Genomic DNA, 16,540 nt, shown 5'->3' on the forward strand with positions numbered 1-16,540 from the left:
CGCTTCAGCCGCTTCAGCCGTCGACAAAACCCGTTCCAAACTCGCGCCCAGAACACAAACCAGCAATCGCCAATCCGCTTGAGTTTCTTTAGAACGAAAGACTTCGTCGCCAGCAGCGCCGCCGCCCTCGTTCAGTGAGTGGGCTTATAGAACTAACCCATTAGAACAGTCAACAGCGCTTTTCGAAAAAATTGATTTTTCTTTCAGGCCATTGTTTTTACAGGAAAAATTTCAGACAGCACGCAAATGCGTTCGTTTCCCGGATTCCGACCGGCCTTACACGGACAGGAAAGATGAACGTCTTTCGACTTTTCGTGGAAAGAACGCTGTTTTGTCTCCCGCGCCCCGACATCATCACAATCTGCTGGTCTTAAGAGACACACATGATTCACACAGGCAAATGCAGGCAGACTGCCTTTTCCTGAGTGATTTGACTTCCATGCCCAAAATATGCACATCTTTCGCCCCAGCCAGGATGGCTACATGCTCCCACAGACGCCTGATGTAAGGACGCGGACCCGACTGCCATGATGACGGAGAAAATGATGATCCGCTCGTTGGGCAACGAGCCTCCGCTTCTGGCCGACGGCAGACGCGCGCCCGACCGGCGCGAAGTTTCCTTGCGCTGGCTCTCGGGCACGTTCCTCACCGGCATCACATCGTCCGTCCTGATGGGGGTCGCCCTTTTTGCCGCCCTTGACGGCCGCCAGCAATTGGCGATCCCCGCCGAGGCCTATGCAAGTGTTGCGGCGGACGCGCATGAGGATACGACAGTGGTCCGCGGTGGCCGGCTCATCGCGCCCGCCATCGCCGCAAAACCATCCGACCGTGCCATCATGGAAGTCTCAACCGTCGTCCACGACGGCGAAAAGGAAGTGGTGCGCCGCCAGCCCTTCGCACATGTGAAGATGACGCTGGCCGCCAACCATGTGGCGACCGAGGACTATCCCGACTTCGATCCCCTGGCGATCTTTTCCGCCGACGAGCCTCAGCCCGCGCCGCAAAGCCGCACCGGTGCGCTTTACGGCTCCGACGTCGAATCCGAAGTCAGCCTGAAGACCATCCCCTTCCCGACCGGCAAGACCAGCATGCAGATGGCGTCCGGCCTGTCGCTCGAGGAGGTTGAAGAGAACGTGCGCTCCAACGGCTCGGTGCTGACCGACGGCAACACGCAGCTCGCAGCCCTTTATTACGTCGATCCGCGTCGTTTCTCCAACGAGGACGCCGACGTCGATCTGACCGCCGGTCTGTCCGCCCGCGTCCTCGAACAGAACATGACGGTCTCCGCATCGGAATCGATCACGCCGCAGACCGAAGAATTCGCCGACGACATCCTGCCCGTGCGCGTCGATACGCCCATCGCCAAGGCGCTGACGGATTCAGGCTATCCGCAGCAATATGCCGACGGCATTGCCGGCTATATCGCGCAGCAACTGGGTTCTGGTGATCTCGACAAGGGTGATGTGCTGCGCATCGGCATCATTCAGAAGGGCGAACAGGCAAAGATCATCCGAGCCAGCGTCTATCGCGGCACGCGCCATCTCGTCACCGTGGCCGTCGACGACAAGGGCAGATACGTGCCCGGCAGCGAGCCGCCGATGCTGGATGCCATCGCCACCGCCTTCGATGATAATTCCTTTGCACCGCCCCCCGGCCAGAACCTGCCGCGCGTCTATGACGGCATCTATCGTGCCGCCCTTTCCTACGGCATGACCAAGGATATGACGGCGCTGATCATCAAGCTGCTCGCCAGCAATGTCGATTTCCAGGCACAGCTGAGGCCGACCGACAGTCTCGAGGCCTTCTTCTCCGTCGCCGACAGCGGCGGCCAGGYGACCGAGGATTCCGAACTGCTCTACGTCAACGCCCGTTTCGGCGATACGCAGACGCGCTTCTACCGCTTCCAGGACCCCGAGGACGGCACGGTCGATTATTTCGACGAGAACGGCAAGAGTATCCGCCAGTTCCTGCTGCGCAACCCGGTGCCGAACGGCATCTTCAAATCGGGCTTCGGCATGCGCCGCCACCCGATCCTCGGTTTTGCCCGCATGCACACCGGCGTCGACTGGGCTGCACCCCGCGGCACGGCGATCATCGCCGCCGGCAACGGCACGGTCGAAAAAGCCGGCTGGGATTCCGGCGGTTATGGCAACCAGACGATCGTGCGCCATGCCAACGGCTATGAATCCTCCTACAATCACCAGAGCGCCATTGCCAAGGGCGTCGTCCCCGGTGCCAAGATCCGCCAGGGTCAGGTGATCGGCTGGGTCGGCACAACGGGCGAATCCACCGGCCCGCACTTGCATTACGAGCTGATCGTCAACGGCACCAAGGTCGATCCGCTGCGCATCCGCCTGCCGGGCGGCAAATCGCTGCAGGGCGAGGCGCTGGCGAAATTCGAAGACGAGCGCAAGCGCATCGATACGCTGCTGAACAACCAGACGCCGGACCAGGTGGCGAGCAAGTAGCGTCCATCTACGCTGCTTYCCCTTCAAGAGTCGCCCCCGCCACCAAACGAAAAAAGCCACCAAACGAAAATGGCGGCCCGAAGCCGCCATTTCCCATCCGTTCGATAAACCGGCTTACGCCGCTTCGCTCACCGTCTGCCTCGTCGTGAACTGCAGCCGGTCCGAACCGCTCGTCACCGTCACCGTCGATCCGTCCGGCACCTGGCCGGACAGGATTTGCTCGGCCAGCGGATCCTGCACGAACTTCTGGATCACCCGCTTCAGCGGCCTTGCGCCGTAGACCGGATCGTAACCCTTGTTCGCCAGCCAGTGGCGGGCTTCCTCGTCGAGGTCGATGACGATCTTGCGCTCGGACAGCAGAGCCACCAGCCGCTTCAGCTGGATATCGACGATCGCGCCCATCTCCTCGCGCTTCAGGCGATGGAAGAGGATGATCTCGTCGATGCGGTTCAGGAATTCCGGCCGGAAATGCCCGCGCACCACCTCCATCACCTGCTCGCGAACCGTGTCGCTGTCGTCGCCGTCCCTCAGCTGCGTCAGATATTCGGCGCCGAGATTCGAGGTCATGATGATCATCGTGTTGCGGAAATCGACCGTCCGGCCCTGGCCGTCCGTCAGACGCCCGTCGTCCAGCACCTGCAGCAGGATATTGAAGACGTCGGGATGCGCCTTTTCGATCTCGTCGAACAGCACGACCTGATAGGGCCGGCGGCGCACGGCTTCCGTCAGCGCTCCGCCTTCATCATAACCGACATAGCCGGGAGGCGCACCGATCAGCCGGGCAACGGAGTGCTTCTCCATATATTCCGACATGTCCATGCGCACCATCGCCGTCTCGTCGTCGAAGAGGAAGCGGGCGAGCGCCTTGGTGAGTTCCGTCTTGCCGACGCCGGTCGGGCCGAGGAAGATGAACGAGCCGATCGGCCGGTTCGGATCCTGCAGACCGGCACGCGCGCGGCGGACAGCGCGCGACACGGCCTGCACCGCATCGCCCTGGCCGATCACCGATTTCGCCAACTCGTCTTCCATCCGGAGCAGCTTGTCGCGTTCGCCCTCCAGCATCCTGTCGACCGGAATGCCGGTCCAGCGGGACACGACATGGGCGATGTTGTCGGGGGTGACCACCTCCTGCACCATCGCGCCGCGGTCGCCATCCTGCTTCTCGGCATCGACGAGCTGCTTTTCAAGGTCCGGAATGACGCCGTAGGTCAGCTCTCCGGCACGCTGGAATTCGCCTTTGCGCTGGGCGATCGCCAGTTCATTGCGGGCATCATCGAGCTGCTTCTTGAGATCGGCGGCAAGGCCGAGTTTCTGCTTTTCCGCCTGCCAGCGGGCAGTCAGCGCATCGGCCTGTTCCTCGAGATCGGTCACTTCGGTTTCAAGCCGCTTCAGCCGGTCGGCGGACGCGACGTCCGTTTCCTTTTTCAGCGCCTCGCGCTCGATCTTCAGCTGCATGATGCGCCGGTCGAGTTCGTCGAGCTCTTCCGGCTTGGAATCCACCTGCATGCGCAACCGCGCCGCCGCCTCGTCCATCAGGTCGATCGCCTTGTCGGGCAGGAAACGGTCGGTGATATAGCGGTTGGAAAGTGTTGCCGCGGCCACCAGCGCCGCATCGGCGATGCGCACCTTGTGATGCTGCTCGTATTTTTCCTTCAGGCCGCGCAGGATAGAGATCGTATCTTCGACCGTCGGTTCGTCGACGACGACKGGCTGGAAGCGACGGGCAAGGGCCGGGTCCTTCTCGACATGTTTGCGATATTCATCGAGCGTGGTCGCGCCGACGCAATGCAGCTCGCCACGGGCAAGGGCGGGCTTCAGCAGGTTGGAGGCATCCATCGCCCCATCCGCCTTGCCGGCGCCGACCAGCGTATGCATCTCGTCGATGAACAGGATGATCTCGCCGTTTTCCGCCTGGACTTCATTGAGCACGGCCTTCAGCCGCTCCTCGAATTCGCCGCGGTATTTCGCACCGGCAATCAGCGCGCCCATGTCGAGCGCCATCAGCTTCTTGTCTTTGAGCGATTCCGGCACGTCACCGTTGACGATGCGTAGCGCCAGGCCCTCGACGATCGCCGTCTTGCCGACGCCGGGTTCGCCGATCAGCACAGGATTGTTCTTCGTCCGGCGTGAAAGCACCTGGATGGTGCGGCGGATTTCGTCGTCGCGACCGATCACCGGGTCGAGCTTGCCCTCACGGGCTTCGGCGGTGAGATCGCGTGCGAACTTCTTCAGCGAGTCGAAACCCTGCTCGGCATTGGAGGAATCCGCCGTCCGCCCCTTGCGAATGTCGTTGATGACTTGATTGAGACCCTGGGCCGTCACGCCGGCATTCTTCAGGGTCGAAAAGGTCGAGGCGGAGGATTCGATCGCCAGCGCCTGCAGCAGGCGCTCGACGGTAACGAAGCTGTCGCCGGCCTTCTTCGCCGCTTCTTCGGCGGTCGAAAGCACCTTGGCGAGCGGCTGTGCCAGATAGATATTGCCGTTGCCGCCGGAGATCTTCGGCAGCTTGGCAAGGGCCGCGTCATTGGCAAGACGGGCGGCCTTGGCATCGCCGCCGGCGCGTTCGATCAGCGACGCCGCCATGCCCTGATCGTCGTCGAGCAGGACTTTCAGCACATGTTCGGGCGTAAATTGCTGGTGACCTTGCGCCAGCGCATAGGTCTGGGCGGACTGGATGAAACCGCGCACCCGCTCCGAATATTTCTCGATATTCATATTCTACCTCCATGGATCGCCCTGCCCTGACGAGGCGCAGACCGATGATTGAGATCGACCCCCTGAAAAGGCAGGCCGCGCCTGGCCCGTCTGAGATTTGGGCGAAGCAGTTCGAGGAGAATATGGTAGCCTGTTCTGCGAGTTTAAAGAGCCCATAAAATGAAAATCCCCGGCACGAGGCCGGGGATTTTCAAGCTAATTCGAGCAGATGGCATGAACGTCACGCTCTCCCTGAGGGGGGAAGCGAAATCCTCATTCCGATGCGACATCAGCCAGCACTGGCGCCTCGGCAGAGGCACCCTCGCCTTCAGCGGCTGCTTCTTCGCCCTCAGCGCCGCGACGCGGGCGACGGGGACGGCTGCCGGTGCTGCGGCGGCGGGGCTGGCGTTCGCGCGGCTGGCCGCCGGCACCTTCCTCGTCCATGGCGACTTCGGCCGGAATGCCTTCGATCTCCGGCTGCGGGCCGGTTCCATCGATGACCTCGGACTGGGGTGCCGGTGCAGGCGCCTGAGCGGCTACCGGCTTCGGCTGTGCCTGCGGCTGGTGTTGTCTGCTCTGCTGCGGCTGGTGCGGCCTGCTCTGCGGCGGCTGGACGATAACGACATCGTCGCCATCATTGTCATTCTCATTGTCATTGTTGTCCATATCGTCGCCGTCGCGATCCGCACCGTCGCGATCATTGTACTCGCCGCGGTCGTCGCGCTGGAAGCGTTCCTGCATCTGCGCCTGGGCGCTGGCAATGATACGATTATAATGTTCGGCGTGCTGGAGATAGTTCTCGGCAATCACGCGGTCGCCGGAGCTTTGGGCGTCGCGGGCGAGCTGCGCATATTTTTCGGCGATATGCTGCGCAGTACCGCGAATCTTCACATCGGGGCCGGAGCTGTCATAGGTCCGGGTTAGCGGATTGCCGCCCTTGCGGTTGAAATTGTTGTTATTGTTATTTCCACCGCCGCCGCCGCCGTTATTATTGTTACCACGCCCTCGACCGCGCTTGTTCTGCTGTCCTGGCCTCATAGATCGTTCACCTGAATTCTCTGTTTGTGATGGATACATGGCACCAACCGCCATGACCGGAAAACCGGATCAGGACCTTTGTGCCGCGAGCATACTGCGCCTTTGCGCCGACCTGCCGCTTGGTTCTCAAGTCAGTTTGACTGATTCACGCATTGGGTCGTGTTCAACCGTTGAAACTCTCGTTTAAAAGAGCGGACCCCCGAGGCAAACCAAGTACCGAACGAATCTCGTTCATTCCTATCTGCCCAACACGTGACCGCAACCTATATTGCTTCACCGGGAAATCCAAGCCTTTTCTTCGCAATAACAATAATGTCTCGTCCAATGCCGCATTATCGTCTTTCACGCGAGCGCGAACACGAGCACCCTGTCGTTCTGACCATAATCTTTCACGGATTTGAGGCACCTGAAGCCTTTCGCTTCAAAGATCGCCGTCACGTCGTTTCGCTGATCGTAGCCGATCTCCAGTCCGACGACCCCATCGGGCCTGATGAACTTTGCCGCATCCTTGGCTATGGCTTTGTAAGCGTCAAGCCCATCCGGGCCGCCATCCAGAGCCGCAGCCGGATCAAATTTGGTCACTTCGGGAGCGAGATCGTGAATGACATTGGAAGCAATATAGGGCGGATTTGAGACAATCGCGTGAAAGGATCCTTGGATGTCCTCGAACCAATTCGACTGTACGGCCTCAAAACGATCCTGCAACCCGTTTCTTTCTGCATTCGATCTTGCCGTCAAAAGTGCATCCGCCGATATGTCGCTGCCGACACCTGACGCATCAGGACATTCGCTCAAAAGCGCAAGGCATATCGCCCCGGTCCCGGTTCCCATGTCAAGGATATGGAGACGGCTTTGCGCCTTTGCAAGGTCTTTGAGATAGACGAGAACCGTATCGACCAGGATTTCCGTATCCGGCCGCGGCTCCAGCGTTTCCGCCGAGAGCCGGAGTGGCAGGCCATAGAATTCCCGCTCGCCGAGAATGCGATGCACCGGCTCATGGCCAAGCCGCCGCTCCAGCGCCTTGAAAATCACTTCGGCCTGCTCAGCAGAAAGCCGCTCGGCCGATCGCGTCAACAGCTCGGTCGGCGACAGTTTCAGAAGGCCCGCGACAAGCAGCCGCGCATCGGTCGCCGGGTCGACCATACCTGCTTCGGTGAAGCGGCGACGCGCATCGGCAAGCATATCGGCGACCGTCGAGCTCATTGTTGCTCGCCGAGCTGCGCCAGCTGGCTGGCCTGGTAATCGGCCATCAGCGCGTCGACGACCTCCTCGATCTCGCCTTCCATCATCCGGTCGAGCTTATAGAGCGTCAGGTTGATGCGATGGTCCGTCACCCGCCCCTGCGGGAAATTATAGGTGCGGATGCGTTCCGAGCGGTCGCCGGAGCCGACCTGGCTCTTGCGATCGGCAGAGCGCTCGCTGTCGGCCCTCTGCCGCTCGGCATCGTAGAGCCTGGAGCGCAGCACCTGCATGGCCTTGGCGCGATTTTGGTGTTGTGATTTTTCCGAGCTGGTGACGACGATGCCGCTCGGCAGGTGGGTAATGCGCACCGCCGAGTCCGTTGTATTGACGTGCTGGCCGCCTGCACCCGAAGAGCGCATCGTGTCGATACGGATATCCTCAGCCCGGATCTCGATGTCGATCTCCTCGGCCTCCGGCAGCACCGCAACCGTTGCCGCCGACGTATGGATGCGCCCGCCCGCTTCGGTTTCCGGCACACGCTGCACGCGATGCACACCGGATTCGAATTTCAGCTTGGCGAAGACGCCCCTGCCGGTGATCGTCGCAATGATTTCCTTGTAGCCGCCGGCTTCGCCCTCGCTCGCCGAGAGCACCTCCACCTTCCAGCCCTTTTCCGCCGCAAAACGCTCGTACATGCGAAAGAGATCCCCGGCGAAAAGGGCCGCTTCCGAGCCGCCCGTGCCGGCGCGGATTTCGAGGATCGCGCTCTTTTCGTCGGCTGCATCCTTCGGCAGAAGCAGGATCTGCATCTCCTGTTCCAGCGCCTCGATCTGCTCTTTCACCTCGGGCAGCTCCAGCTCGGCGAGGTCGCGCATCTCGCGGTCGACCGACCTGTCCTCGAGCAGTGTTTCGAGATCGGCAAGCTCGGCGATCGCCTTCTCATAGACGCGGACCTTCGTCACGACAGGCTGCAGCTCGGAATATTCGGATGCGAGCTTCACATAGACATCGGCAGCCGGGCCAGCCGACATGCGCGCCTCGATCTCGCCGAAACGACGTTCCAGCTCGCGCATCTTTTCAACGGGAAGCTTCGCCACCCTTCACTCCGATTCTTCTTTTATCCGTCTAAAGGGGAATATTGTGGCTCTCGGCGAAACGGGCAAGCACCTCGCGCATCGGCATCAAGGCGTGGATATCGTCCAGCACCTCGTCCATCGCCTTCGTCAGCGCCCCGACATCGAGCCCGAGCAGCATCGCCTTCACCGGTCCGATCGAGGCCGGCGACATCGAGATCGAGCGGAAGCCGATACCGAGCAGCGCCATTGCCGAGATCGGTTTGCTGGCGAGTTCACCGCAGAGTGTCACCGGTGTCTTGTTCCGGTCCGCCCCGCGCACGATATCGCGCAGGATGCGCAAGAACGGCTTGCCGAGCGGATCGAAGCGATCCGAGACCCGCGCATTGCCGCGATCGACCGCCATCGAGAATTGGAAGAGATCGTTCGAACCGACCGAGACGAAATCGACCGCCTCCATCAATTCATCGAGCTGCCAAAGCAGTGCCGGCACCTCCAGCATCGCCCCGAATTGCAGCTTGCGCGGCAGCCCGTGGCCGAAGCGCGACAGATGCTGCACTTCCTTCTGCAAGAGCTCGCGCACCATCTTCAGCTCGGAAACCTCGGTCACCATCGGCACCATCAGCTTCAGCTCGGTGTCGGCCGATGCCTTCAGCAGGGCGCGCAACTGGGTGCGCAACAGTCCCGGCCGGTCGAGCGACAGCCGGATGGCGCGCCAGCCGAGTGCGGGATTTTCTTCCTCATGGCCACGGAAATACGGCACGACCTTGTCGCCGCCGATATCGAGCGTACGGAAGGTGACGGTGCGGCCCGCCGCCTGCTTTATCACATTGCGATAGAACTGCTCCTGCTCCTCCGCCTTCGGCATGGTGGAAGCGATCATGAACTGCAGCTCGGTGCGGAAGAGGCCGATGCCCTCGGCACCCGATTCCGAAAGCTGCGGCAGGTCGACCAGCAGGCCGGCATTCATCATGAGCGCGATCCGCTGCCCGTCCTTGGTCACCGGCTCGACGGCGCGCAACGCCCGGAACTGCTCCTGCCGCCTGGCGCGGAAGCGGACCTTTTCCTCGTAGGAGCGCCGGTGATCGGCCATCGGCCGCAGATGCACATGTCCCTCGTCGGCGTCGATGATCACGGCATCGCCGTTCTCGGCGAGCGCCACCACGCCCGCTGCCTGACCGATGACAGGAATACCCATGGCGCGCGCGACGATTACCACGTGGCTCGTCACCGCCCCTTCTTCCAGCACCAGCCCACGCACATTGGAACGCGGATAATCGAGCAGTTCGGCTGCTCCCATCGCCCGCGCCAGGATGATTGCGTCGCTGGGGAAACCTTCGGCGGTCGTCCGGCCGGTATAACCGGTCAACTGTCTAAGCAGACGGTTCGCCAGATCCTCGAAATCATGCATGCGTTCGCGCAGATAAGGGTCGGTCAACCGCATCATCCGCGCCTTGGTGTCGCTCTGCACCTTCTCGACCGCCGCTTCCGCCGTCAGGCCGTTGCGGATCGCCTCCTCGAGCTTGCGCACCCAGCCCTGGTCATGGGCGAACATGCGATAGGTTTCGAGCACCTCGCGATGCTCGCCCTCCATCGAGACGTCGCGACGCGACAGCATGTCGTCGATCGAAATCCGAAGCGAGCCCATGGCTTCGGCCAGCCGCCGGATTTCCTTCTCGGCATCTTCGTTCAACAGGTTGGTGACGACGATGCGCGGCTCGTGGAGCACGACGTAACCGAGGCCGATGCCGTCATTATAAGTATCGCCGTCGACGGTCACCGAACGCGTCAGATCGAGTTCGAGGCCCGGCTTGGTGATCTTCTTGAGCTCGCCGGTGGCGATCATCTCTGCAAGCACCATCGCCGTCGTCTCGAGCGCTTCCAGCTCTTCCTCGCGATAGTTACGGCTCGCCTTGTTCTGCACGACGAGAACGCCGAGCGAGCGCCCGGTCCTGAGGATCGGCACGCCGAGGAAGGAATGGTAGATTTCTTCGCCCGTTTCCGGCAGGTAGCGGAAGGCAGGGTGCGACTGAGCGTCGGAAAGGTTGAGCGGCTGGGCCGAGGCCGCGATGGTGCCGACCAGGCCTTGCCCCATCTTCAGTTGCGCTAAGTGAACGGCCTCGCGGTTGAGGCCTTCTGTCGCATAAAGTTCGAGTACGCCGTCGGCGCGCAGCACATAGACGGAGCAAACCTCCGCCACCATATTGCCGGCGATCTGGCGGACGATCCGGTCAAGACGCTCCTGCGGCTCCAGCGGCTCCGCCATCAACTCGCGCAACCGCCTGAGCAGCACGCGCGGACCGCCGGAAAGGTCTCTCATGGCGTCTCAAGCTCCCGAAACAACGCACTCAGTCCCGGCGGGCCGGCCCTCATCTCCTCAACCTGAAGGGGCAGGCCGCCCGCTGGGAATCAATTCTTATCCAGACCGTAGCAGGAATGCAAAGTCCTGACAGCGAGTTCTGCATAGGGACCGTCGATCAGGATGGAAATCTTGATCTCGGAGGTCGTGATCGCCTTGATGTTGATGCCTTTTTCGGCAAGTGCACGAAACGCAGTCGCAGCGACGCCCGCATGGCTGCGCATGCCGATGCCGATGACCGATACTTTCACCAGCCCCGATTCGTTCTGCACGACGTCGTAGCCGATCTTCTCCTTATGGTCGCCGAGCACCTTGATCGCCTTCTCGACGTCGCCTGATGGTACGGTGAAGGTCATGTCGGTCTTCGATCCGTCCTCGGAGATATTCTGGACGATCATGTCGACATTGATATGAGATTCGGCGAGCGGCCCGAAGATCGCCGCGGAAACGCCCGGCCGGTCGGCAAGACGGCGAAGCGAGATCTGAGCCTCATCCTTGGCATAGGCGATGCCGGTGACTACTTCCTGTTCCACGATTTCATCCTCGTCACAAATCAGCGTTCCGGGCGGGTTCAACAGATCGCCCATGCCCGGAGCATCGGGATCTTCGAATGACGAGCGCACGAAGGTACGCACCTTGTGCACCATGGCAAGCTCGACTGAGCGCACCTGCAGCACCTTAGCGCCGAGCGAGGCCATTTCCAGCATTTCCTCGAAGGCGATCTTCTTCAGCCTGCGCGCCTTCGGCACGATGCGTGGATCGGTCGTGTAGACGCCATCGACATCGGTATAGATATCGCAGCGGTCTGCCTTGACAGCTGCCGCGATTGCGACGGCCGAGGTGTCCGATCCACCGCGCCCGAGCGTCGCGATACGGTTGTCGGGTCCCAACCCCTGGAAGCCGGAGATGACGGCGACCTGCCCCTCGCCCATGCGTTTGACGATGTCAGAACCGTCAATCTCCATGATCCGCGCCGCGCCATGCGCGTTATCGGTGCGGATCGGGATCTGCCATCCCTGCCAGGAACGGGCATTGATATCCATCGCCTGCAATGCGATCGCCAGCAGCCCAGATGTCACCTGCTCGCCGGATGCGACCACCGCATCATATTCCCGCGCATCGTAAAACGGAGAATTGGCACCGATCACCTTCGGTGTGCCCTGGACCCAGCCAACCAGTTCATTGGTCTTGCCGGACATGGCCGACACCACCACCGCCACCTCGTGCCCGGCATCGACTTCGCGTTTTACGTGGCGGGCAACATTCTTGATGCGGTCCAGGTCAGCGACGGACGTGCCGCCGAATTTCATTACGATGCGTGCCATATGCCTCTACCACGACTGGCGCCGGGAAAGCGGAAAACCGGACCCGGCATCACGAAAGCTCTGGGGCAGACCGCTTGGCCAAGAGCCGGATTTCCAACTTCCGGAACCGCTCTAAAGCCCAGGTCCCCAAAGGCCCCAAGTTGCGGCGTCTCTTAGCGAGTTTGGCGGGGGGAGGCAAGCGCGCGCGATAAAAGCTATTGGCGAGCGGTTCCGCCCTCGCCAGTCCTTTGGTCTGCACCCTTGACTTATGCCCCCGATCGTCCGACTTCACTTTTAGCGAATGAAGGAGTGGACGATGACGGAAGGCGCCAGAAGCACGATCGACCAGGGCGAAGTGGACCGCTTCTCGGCGATGGCGGCGGAATGGTGGAGCCCGACCGGCAAATTCAAGCCGCTGCACAAGTTCAATCCTGTCCGCCTCGCCTATATCCGCGACAAAGCCTGCAAGAATTTCGGCCTCAATCCAAAGAGCGCGCGCCCGCTCGAGGGGTTGCGCGTGCTCGATATCGGCTGCGGCGGCGGCCTGTTGTCCGAACCTGTCGCCCGCATGGGCGCCTCCGTCGTCGGCGCCGATCCGTCTGAGAAGAATATTGGCATCGCCTCCACCCATGCGAAGGCCTCCGGCGTTTCGGTCGACTATCGCGCCGTCACCGCCGAGGAGCTCGCTGAGGCTGGCGAGACCTTCGATATCGTCTTGAACATGGAAGTTGTCGAACACGTCGCCGACGTCGAGTTCTTCATGACGACCTGCGCGAAAATGGTCCGCCCCGGCGGCCTAATCTTCGTCGCCACCATCAACCGCACGATGAAGGCGGCGGCCCTTGCGATCTTCGCCGCCGAAAACATTCTGCGCTGGCTGCCGCGCGGCACCCATCAGTATGAAAAGCTGGTGCGCCCTGAAGAACTGAAAAAGCCGCTGGCCGCAAACGGCCTCGAGATCACCGACCGTACCGGCGTTTTCTTCAATCCGCTATCGAACCAGTGGAACCTGTCCAGGGATATGGATGTGAACTATATGCTGGTGGCAAAGCGACCGGCATAGTTCCCACGATCATTGAGCCGGCTATTCTGTCAGTTGACGTCTTCCGGCAAAACAGGAATGGCGGCGATCTCGATACCCTCTTCCAGAAGCGCCTGCGCCTCGTCGAATGTCGCCTGGCCGATGATGCCGCGAGCATCCGCCTCGCCGTAGTGGATCTTACGGGCTTCCTCGGGAAACTGCGTGCCGACATCCTCGGAATTGGCTTTGACCGCGGCGACGGCCTCCTTGAGCTTCTCCAGCGCCTCGCGTCGCATGGCATCCATCGCCAGCGTCTGCATTTCGTCCTTCTTGCGCGCAGTCGAGACCGAGGGTGCCATCAGCAACTTGGAAATGGCGGCGGAATGGCAGACCGGGCAGGTCAGAAAACCGGTCGCGACCTGACGGTCGAAATCCGCGCCTTCCGAAAACCAGCCTTCGAATTCATGAGCATTGTCACAGGTGAGCGAATAGCGGATCAAGCGGCGACGCCTCCGGCGACTGCCCCCGCAATCTTTTCGACCGAGAATTCCCGGCCGTTCCTAAGGTTCGGGATCTTGTTGTGCGCAACCTTGACTGCGCCGGGATCGATTTCGGCGACGATGACCGCCTCGCCGGTGGCGCCGGCCGAGGCCAGCACCGTGCCCCATGGATCGATGATCATCGAATGGCCGAAGGTCTCACGGCCGTCCTCATGCCGGCCGGCCTGAGCGGCGGCGATGACGAAGACGCCGTTCTCGATCGCCCGCGCCCGGAGAAGTATCTCCCAATGCGCCTCACCGGTCTGCTTCGTGAAGGCGGCAGGAACGGTCATCACCTCGGCGCCGGCCACCGCCTGGGCACGGAAAAGCGCCGGGAAACGCACGTCGTAGCAGATGGTGAAGCCCATTTCGGCAAAGGGCAGCGACAGCACGCGCGCCTCCGAGCCGGCGGTATAGGCGGCACTTTCACGCCAGCTCTCGCCATTGTCGAGGTCGACGTCGAACATGTGGATCTTGTCGTAACGATTGAGGATCCTGCCGTCGGGGCCAAAGAGGAAACCGCGATTGGCAATCTTGCCGTCGGCAAGCGCGATCGCCGTCGAGCCGACATGCATATGGATGCCGAGTTCGACTGCAAGCTCCGAACCGGTCTTGACGATGATGTCGTCCGTCTCGTCGGCAAGCACGGAATGCGCCGCTGCGCGGTCACGCTGTAGCATGCCGGTCATCTCGGGCGTCTGCACATAGGTCGCGCCCTGGGCTGCGGCCTCGCGCACTAGGCGCGCCATGGCGGCGGCGTTCTTTACGGGATCAACCCCGGAGCACATCTGGACGGCGGCGGCCTTGAAGCTCATCGGTTTTTCCTCAGGCAACAAGCATCGGATCGAGCTTGCCGGCCCGATCGAGTGCAAAGAGATCGTCGCAACCGCCGACATGATCGGTGCCGATGAATATCTGCGGAAAGGTGGTACGGCCGTTTGCCTTGCCGATCATCTCCTGGCGAAGATCCGGCGAAAAGGTCGCGTCGTGCTCAACATATTCGACGCCCTTTTCTTCGAGAAGGGACTTGGCGCGGCTGCAATAACCGCAAAACTGCCGTGTATAGATAGTGACGGGTACCATAAAGATCTCCAGACGGATGCCGGGGTATGTCTGTCATATAGGCTCGGGAAGAGCCCTTGCAAAGGTCAAAACCGTTATGTCGAGGGCACCTGCCTTGCGCAGCACGCGGGTTGCGGCAGCGACCGTCGCCCCTGTTGTATAGACGTCGTCGACCAGCACGATGCGCTTGCCGAAAATGTCGTTTTCGCAACCCTTGGCAATCGCGAAAGCGCCCCTGACATTGTCCTCGCGCACCTTTGCGCCAAGGCCGACCTGCTGGCTGGTGCGCTTGACGCGAATAAGCGTGGCGGCAAGCAGCGGCTTGCCCTGGAGCTTTGCCATGTGGCGGGCAAGCTCTGCTGCCTGGTTGAACTTGCGCGACAGCATGCGGGTGCGGTGCAACGGCACCGGGATCAGCGCATCGCAACGTTCGACGGTTTCGTCGGAGGCGCGCAGCATCCAGGCGGCCATCATCGGCGCCAGATCGGTACGATCGCGATATTTCAGCCCATGGACGAGATCACGGACCGCATGATCGTGGGTCGCAGCCGACCGCAGCCGGTCGAAGGGCGGCGGGTTGGCGATCGCCTCGGCGCTGAGGATCCCGGCGCCGAGATCGTGCGAGAAGGGAATGCCGAGCACCTCGCAATAGGGCCGTTCGATGAAGCGGATACTGGACCAACATTTCGCACAGAGCCCGCGATGGCCGCCTGTGGAAATGCCGCAGACGGAACAGGCGGGCGGATAAAAGAAATCGGCAAGCGCCGAAAACGGCCGCAAGAGATGCGTCCGCAAGAATTCTGCCGGTCTTTTCAATTCGATTGGCCCCATGCCGCAGAGACTAGCGCGTTCTCCACGAAAGGAAAATCGTCTTGCCGCACAGACGGCGCGGGACTAAGGACATCGCCATGGAAACGATCTTCGACAGCGCCCTGATCGCCGCACATCGCCATCGTGCGCTTGTAAACAACGACCCGAAAGCCGCCTTCCTGCTCGACATTGCCGCTGAGGAAATGGCAGAGAGGCTTACTGTGGTCGAGCGGACCTTCGAGACCGCCGTCGAACTGCATGGCGCAACCGGTGCTGCCGCCCGTGCCGCGCTAGCGACGGGCAAAATCGGCACGATGATCCGCATCGAAAGCGAGAAGGCCTATGCCGGACCGGGCGAAACCTTGATCGAGGCGCCGCTGGAGGATGTGCCGCTCGAACCGCAATCGGCCAATCTTATCCTTGCGCCGCTCAGCCTGCATCTGACCAACGATACGCCGGGTGTCTTCATCCAGATCCGCCGCGCCCTGAAGCCGGACGGCCTGTTCATGGCCGCGATCTCCGGCGCCGGCACATTGCAGGAACTGCGCGATGTGCTGCTGGCCACCGAGGTCGAGATGACGGGTGGCGCAAGCCCGCGTGTCATCCCCTTCGCTGATGTGCGCGATGTCGGCAGCCTCATGCAGCGCGCCGGCTTCACGTTGCCGGTGATCGATGCGGAGAACTATACGGTGCGATATGATTCGCTCTTTCCGCTGATGCGGGATCTGAGAGCGATGGGCATGAGCAATCCGCTTGCAGCCCGCGCCCGGATGCCGCTGACGCGCGCCTTCTTCCTGCGCGCAGCGGAGATCTACGCCGAACGTTATTCCGATCCCGACGGACGTATCCGCGCCACCTTCTCGATCATCTATGTCTCGGGATGGTCTGCCCATGAGAGCCAGCAAAAGCCGCTCAGGCCAGGTTCGGCCAAGGCGCGCCTTGCCGATGCACTGAAGGTGGACGAACACAAGCTCAAGCAGTAAGGGCCGG

At 61.6% G+C, this 16,540-nt stretch carries 13 protein-coding genes; 3 read left to right on the forward strand and 10 right to left on the reverse strand.

Features of this window, described 5'->3' with window-relative positions; genetic code table 11:
- The first annotated feature begins 527 nt into the window (after nucleotides 1-527).
- On the forward strand, nucleotides 528-2,468 hold the full coding sequence (locus AC1ECN_RS27485) for a M23 family metallopeptidase (RefSeq protein WP_477954744.1): 1,941 nt from the start codon (nucleotides 528-530) through the stop codon (nucleotides 2,466-2,468).
- Nucleotides 2,469-2,582: 114 nt separating this feature from the next.
- On the opposite strand, the gene clpB is transcribed toward AC1ECN_RS27485, so the two are convergent.
- From clpB to AC1ECN_RS27515, 6 genes are all read right to left on the reverse strand, one after another.
- On the reverse strand, nucleotides 2,583-5,183 hold the full coding sequence (gene clpB, locus AC1ECN_RS27490) for an ATP-dependent chaperone ClpB (protein WP_130662312.1): 2,601 nt from the start codon (nucleotides 5,181-5,183) through the stop codon (nucleotides 2,583-2,585).
- 252 nt (nucleotides 5,184-5,435) lie between these two features.
- Nucleotides 5,436-6,200, reverse strand: coding sequence for a DUF4167 domain-containing protein (locus AC1ECN_RS27495; protein ID WP_130673162.1), 765 nt, complete (start codon nucleotides 6,198-6,200; stop codon nucleotides 5,436-5,438).
- Nucleotides 6,201-6,542: 342 nt separating this feature from the next.
- The gene (gene prmC, locus AC1ECN_RS27500) at nucleotides 6,543-7,403 is read right to left on the reverse strand and encodes a peptide chain release factor N(5)-glutamine methyltransferase (RefSeq protein ID WP_075225963.1); all 861 of its coding nucleotides are present in this window, start codon (nucleotides 7,401-7,403) and stop codon (nucleotides 6,543-6,545) included.
- Nucleotides 7,400-8,479 carry a peptide chain release factor 1 gene (gene prfA / locus AC1ECN_RS27505; protein WP_130662313.1) on the reverse strand — a complete coding sequence of 360 codons (1,080 nt, stop codon included), beginning with the start codon at nucleotides 8,477-8,479 and terminating at the stop codon, nucleotides 7,400-7,402. The genes prmC and prfA overlap by 4 nt, the downstream gene beginning before the upstream one ends.
- A gap of 28 nt (nucleotides 8,480-8,507) precedes the next feature.
- Entirely contained in the window at nucleotides 8,508-10,775 is a 2,268-nt protein-coding gene (gene ptsP / locus AC1ECN_RS27510) for a phosphoenolpyruvate--protein phosphotransferase (protein ID WP_075225961.1), read from the reverse strand.
- Between the two features lie 89 nt (nucleotides 10,776-10,864).
- Nucleotides 10,865-12,139, reverse strand: a complete 1,275-nt coding sequence (locus tag AC1ECN_RS27515) for an aspartate kinase (RefSeq protein WP_011653679.1) — start codon at nucleotides 12,137-12,139, stop codon at nucleotides 10,865-10,867.
- Nucleotides 12,140-12,434: 295 nt separating this feature from the next.
- Here AC1ECN_RS27515 and ubiG point away from each other — a divergent pair, with 295 nt between their 5' ends.
- On the forward strand, nucleotides 12,435-13,181 hold the full coding sequence (ubiG, locus tag AC1ECN_RS27520) for a bifunctional 2-polyprenyl-6-hydroxyphenol methylase/3-demethylubiquinol 3-O-methyltransferase UbiG (protein ID WP_130673163.1): 747 nt from the start codon (nucleotides 12,435-12,437) through the stop codon (nucleotides 13,179-13,181).
- A 29-nt stretch (nucleotides 13,182-13,210) separates the two neighbouring features.
- Here the strand turns inward: ubiG and AC1ECN_RS27525 are convergent, their stop codons facing one another.
- From AC1ECN_RS27525 to AC1ECN_RS27540, 4 genes are read right to left on the reverse strand one after another with little or no spacing between them, the layout of a single operon-like run.
- A complete protein-coding gene (locus AC1ECN_RS27525) occupies nucleotides 13,211-13,639 on the reverse strand; it encodes a DUF1178 family protein (protein ID WP_024323593.1) in 429 nt (142 codons plus the stop codon).
- A complete protein-coding gene (locus AC1ECN_RS27530) occupies nucleotides 13,636-14,493 on the reverse strand; it encodes a carbon-nitrogen hydrolase family protein (protein ID WP_130662315.1) in 858 nt (285 codons plus the stop codon). The genes AC1ECN_RS27525 and AC1ECN_RS27530 overlap by 4 nt, the downstream gene beginning before the upstream one ends.
- 10 nt (nucleotides 14,494-14,503) lie before the next feature.
- A complete protein-coding gene (gene grxC, locus AC1ECN_RS27535) occupies nucleotides 14,504-14,761 on the reverse strand; it encodes a glutaredoxin 3 (RefSeq protein WP_018069208.1) in 258 nt (85 codons plus the stop codon).
- Between the two features lie 33 nt (nucleotides 14,762-14,794).
- Nucleotides 14,795-15,571, reverse strand: a complete 777-nt coding sequence (locus AC1ECN_RS27540) for a ComF family protein (protein ID WP_130662316.1) — start codon at nucleotides 15,569-15,571, stop codon at nucleotides 14,795-14,797.
- A gap of 77 nt (nucleotides 15,572-15,648) precedes the next feature.
- On the opposite strand from AC1ECN_RS27540, the gene AC1ECN_RS27545 reads away from it, so the two are divergent.
- Nucleotides 15,649-16,533: a methyltransferase domain-containing protein gene (locus AC1ECN_RS27545; RefSeq protein ID WP_018069210.1), complete on the forward strand. Its 885-nt coding sequence runs from the start codon at nucleotides 15,649-15,651 to the stop codon at nucleotides 16,531-16,533.
- The last annotated feature ends 7 nt before the right edge of the window (nucleotides 16,534-16,540 follow it).

The sequence above is a fragment of the Rhizobium sp. 01N447_2 genome, from assembly GCF_056399245.1.